The sequence below is a fragment of the Nostocoides australiense Ben110 genome, assembly GCF_001050535.1.
In the GTDB taxonomy this organism is placed as follows: domain Bacteria; phylum Actinomycetota; class Actinomycetes; order Actinomycetales; family Dermatophilaceae; genus Nostocoides_A; species Nostocoides_A australiense.
The window spans coordinates 3,364,270-3,368,568 of record NZ_HG764815.1 but is presented as its reverse complement, the minus strand read 5'-3'; the positions used below and the strand labels follow the sequence as shown (position 1 = coordinate 3,368,568).

The following is a 4,299-nucleotide window of genomic DNA, read 5'->3' as shown; positions in this document are numbered from 1 at the left end:
GCGCGACATCTTCGCCGATCCCTTCCTCGAAGGTCCGCCCGCCCCCGAGGTCGGCCTGTTGCTCGTGCGCGACCGCGACCCGCGGGCGCGCGAGGAGGGGTCCGCGGTCCGGGCGAGCGGGGCCGCGGCATACCCGGAACCCAATGCACCAATCGGACCGCAGGACGCGGCTCGCATCAACCTGACCCAGGCGATCGTCGACCTGGCGCTGGCCCGCGGCACCCGCGTCCACGAACTCACGCCCGGCCCCGGCCCCGACATCGTCCGGCTCGCCGAACTGATCGCCCAGATCGACTTCGCGGCCACCTATCTCGCCCTCGGGCACGGCCTCGATCCCGCCGCCGCGCCGGCCGTCGCCGACCTGCGTGACCTGACCAGCTAGCCGGCCGGCGCCCGCTAGACTGAAGGCTCCGGCGTGGGTGATGACCCGCGCGCCGAGATCGGCGGCGCCGGTGCGTTGCCGGCCGCGTCAACACCCATCACCAGGTCCAGCCGTATGCCGTGACGCACCCGACACGCCAACCGCACCTCATACCGCAAAGGCTTTTTCATGTCCTTCGACTTCAAGGTCAAAGACCTCGCCCTCGCCGAATCCGGCCGCCACCAGATCCGCCTCGCCGAGCACGAGATGCCCGGCCTGATGTCCCTGCGCACCGAGTTCGGCGGCGCCCAGCCGCTCAAGGGCGCCAAGATCGCCGGGTCGTTGCACATGACCGTGCAGACCGCCGTCCTCATCGAGACCCTCGTCGCCCTCGGCGCCGAGGTCCGCTGGGCCTCGTGCAATATCTTCTCCACCCAGGACGAGGCCGCCGCCGCCGTCGTCGTCGGCCCCGACGGCACCACCGCGAACCCCCAAGGCGTGCCGGTGTTCGCGTGGAAGGGCGAGAGCCTGCCGGAGTACTGGGAGTGCACCGACGCCATCCTGACCTGGCCCGGCGGTGACGGCCCCAACATGATCCTCGACGACGGCGGCGACGCCACCATGCTCGTGCACAAGGGCAAGGAGTGGGAGCGCGCCGGGCAGGTCCCGCCGGTCACGGAGGAGGACTCCGAGGAGTTCGGCGTCTTCAAGGAACTCGTCCGCGCCACGATGGCGGCCGACCCGCAGAAGTGGACCCGAATCGCCGACGGCATCACGGGTGTCACCGAGGAGACCACCACCGGCGTGCACCGCCTCTACCAGCTCGCCGAGGCCGGCGAACTGCTCTTCCCGGCGATCAACGTCAACGACTCGGTGACCAAGTCGAAGTTCGACAACAAGTACGGCTGCCGCCACTCTCTCGTCGACGGCCTGAACCGGGCCACCGACGTCCTCATCGGCGGCAAGGTCGCCGTGGTCGCCGGCTACGGCGACGTGGGCAAGGGCTGCGCCGAGTCGCTCCGCGGCCAGGGCGCCCGGGTCATCGTCACCGAGATCGACCCGATCTGTGCGCTGCAGGCGGCCATGGACGGCTACCAGGTCGCCCGCCTCGACGAGGTCGTCGGCGCCGGCGACATCTTCGTCACGGCCACCGGCTGCTTCGACGTCATCACCGCCGAGCACATGCAGGCGATGAAGAACAAGGCGATCGTCGCCAACATCGGTCACTTCGACAACGAGATCGACATGGCCGGCCTGGCCAAGGTCGAGGGCGTCACCAAGACCGAGATCAAGCCGCAGGTCCACGAGTGGACCTTCGCCGACGGCCGCTCGATCATCGTGCTGTCCGAGGGCCGCCTGATGAACCTCGGCAACGCCACCGGCCACCCGAGCTTCGTGATGTCCAACAGCTTCTCCAACCAGACCATCGCCCAGATGGAGCTGTTCGCCCACCCCGAGTCCTATTGCGACGAGGACGGCAAGCCCACCGTCACCACGCTCCCGAAGCACCTCGACGAGAAGGTCGCCCGGCTCCACCTCGAGGCCCTCGGCGTCGAGCTGACCGAGCTGACCAAGGAGCAGGCGGAGTACCTCGGCGTCGACGTCGCCGGGCCGTTCAAGCCGGAGCACTACCGCTACTGACCCCGGGTGACTCTGCTCCCGGGGTGACTCTGCTCCCGGTGTCGGCTAACCACTGCCAACCCATGGGGTTGACCATCGGGCTACCCATCGGGAGTTGGGGTGATCACCCCAACTCCCGATGGGTAACGCCGTGCTCAGCCTCGCCGCCGTGGTGTCCGGCGGCGCCACCACGCTCTGTGCCCGGTGCCTCCCGGTGCCTGAGGGACAGCTCGGCGCGGCGAGCGGGGGAGGCTCGAGTCACGGATTACACTTGGCCGAATTGTTATCGGGGCGCAAAGGGAGTGCTTGTGAAGGGTCGCGTGCTGATCGTCGATGACGACCTGGCGCTGGCGGAGATGCTCGGCATCGTGCTGCGTGGCGAGGGGCTCGATGTCGTTCACGTCGCCGACGGTTCGGCGGCGGTGGGGGCGTTCCGGGACCACAAGCCCGACCTGATCCTGCTCGATGTCATGCTGCCGGGCCTGGACGGGATCCAGGTATGCCGTCGCATCCGCGCCGAGTCCGGGGTCCCGATCGTCATGCTGACGGCTCGCACCGACACCGTCGACATCGTCGTCGGCCTCGAATCGGGCGCGGACGACTACGTCGTCAAGCCGTTCAAGCCGGCCGAGCTGATTGCCCGGGTCCGGGCGCGGCTGCGGCGCGGCGAGGAGGCCGAGCCGGAGCGACTCGAGATCGGGGACCTGGCCATCGACGTCGCCGGGCACTCGGTGACCCGCGACGGCAAGCAGATCCCGCTCACCCCGCTCGAGTTCGACCTGCTGGTGGCGCTGGCGCGCAAGCCGTGGCAGGTCTACACCCGCGAGGTGCTGCTCGAGCAGGTCTGGGGCTACCGCCACGCCGGCGACACGCGGCTGGTCAATGTGCACGTCCAGCGGCTGCGCAGCAAGATCGAGCACGACCCCGAGGACCCCAAGATCGTCGTGACCGTCCGCGGCGTCGGCTACAAGGCCGGCCCGGGCGGGTGACCGCGTCCCGCCGGCCATGAGGCGGCTCCTGCGCGGGCTGCTGGCGCCCTGGCGCCGGTCCCTGCAACTGCGGGTCGTCGCCTCCACCGTCGCCCTCGGCATCCTGGCGATCTCGCTGCTGGGTGCCTACCTGTTCCAGAAGGTCGCCGACGGGCTCACCGAGGACCGCATCGGCTATGCCGAACGCGAGGCCGCGGTGCTGGCCGCCCGCGCACAGACGGCCTTCGACCAGACCGATGCCACCGGGGACATCTCCGAGTTCAACAACTTCGCCAGCGGCGCCATCGTGGCCCTGGCACCGCCGGCCAACGACACCAGCCGGTATGTCGTCTTCCTCCGCTCCCAGGACAACACCAACGCCGTCCGTCTCGACACCGTGCTCACCGGTGGCCTGCGCACCTCGCCGGTGCCCGTCGCGCTGCGCGAGGCCATCTCCTCCGATGTGGGGCGCCAGCAGCGCATGGTCATCGACCTCGACCGCTCCGAACTCGTCGGCGAGCCGTCGGCCAACTGGGCCCGGGCCCGCATACCGGCCGTGATCGTCGGCCAGCAGATCCAGGTGCCGACCGCCGGCCCCTACGACCTGTACTTCATCTACCCGCTCGATCGGGAGCAGGCGACGATGGATCTGATCCGCCGGCTCTTCCTCATCGGCGGGTTGCTGCTGGTCACCCTCGTCGGCGGTATCGCCTGGCTGGTGACCAGGCAGGTCGTCAACCCGGTGCGACGGGCGGCCGGGGTGGCCGAGCGGCTGGCCGCGGGCCACCTCAACGAGCGCATGAGCGCTCGCGGTGCCGACGACCTGGCCCTCCTCGGCACCTCCTTCAACGGCATGGCCGACCACCTGCAGAGCCAGATCCGCCAGCTGGAGGACCTCTCCCGGGTCCAGCAGGTCTTCGTCTCCGACGTCTCCCACGAGTTGCGGACCCCGTTGACGACGATCCGCATGGCAGCCGACCTGATCCACGAGGGCCGCGGGGAGTTCAGCCCCGCCCTGGGGCGCAGTGCCGAACTCCTCAACACCGAGCTCGACCGGTTCGAGGCACTGCTTGCCGACCTGCTCGAGATCAGCCGGTTCGACGCGGGGGCCGCGGCCCTCGAACTGGACCGGGTCGACCTCGGTGCGCTCGCCGAACGCGTCGTCCAGGCCGCCGCCCCCCTGGCCGACAAGCGCGGCAGCACCGTCACGGTCGACGTGGCGCCGGGCGGTGTCTTCGCCGATGCCGACGCCCGCCGGGTCGAACGCATCGTGCGCAATCTCCTGGTCAACGCCATCGAGCACGGTGAGGGACTGCCGGTGACCATCCGGGTCGCCGCCAACTCCACCGC

The 4,299-nt window shown here is 70.0% G+C and carries 4 protein-coding genes; all 4 read left to right on the top strand.

From position 1 onward, the window contains the following. A partial coding sequence (locus BN11_RS24115) for an SIS domain-containing protein (protein WP_048699420.1) occupies positions 1 to 382 on the top strand: 382 nt, incomplete at its 5' end. A 168-nt stretch (positions 383 to 550) separates the two neighbouring features. Next, positions 551 to 2,002, top strand: a complete 1,452-nt coding sequence (gene ahcY / locus BN11_RS16335) for an adenosylhomocysteinase (RefSeq protein WP_048699419.1) — start codon at positions 551 to 553, stop codon at positions 2,000 to 2,002. Positions 2,003 to 2,289: 287 nt separating this feature from the next. Continuing rightward, on the top strand, positions 2,290 to 2,970 hold the full coding sequence (gene mtrA / locus BN11_RS16330; protein ID WP_048699418.1) for an MtrAB system response regulator MtrA: 681 nt from the start codon (positions 2,290 to 2,292) through the stop codon (positions 2,968 to 2,970). A gap of 16 nt (positions 2,971 to 2,986) precedes the next feature. Continuing rightward, on the top strand, positions 2,987 to 4,299 hold a 1,313-nt coding region (mtrB, locus tag BN11_RS25645), incomplete at its 3' end, for an MtrAB system histidine kinase MtrB (RefSeq protein ID WP_048701744.1).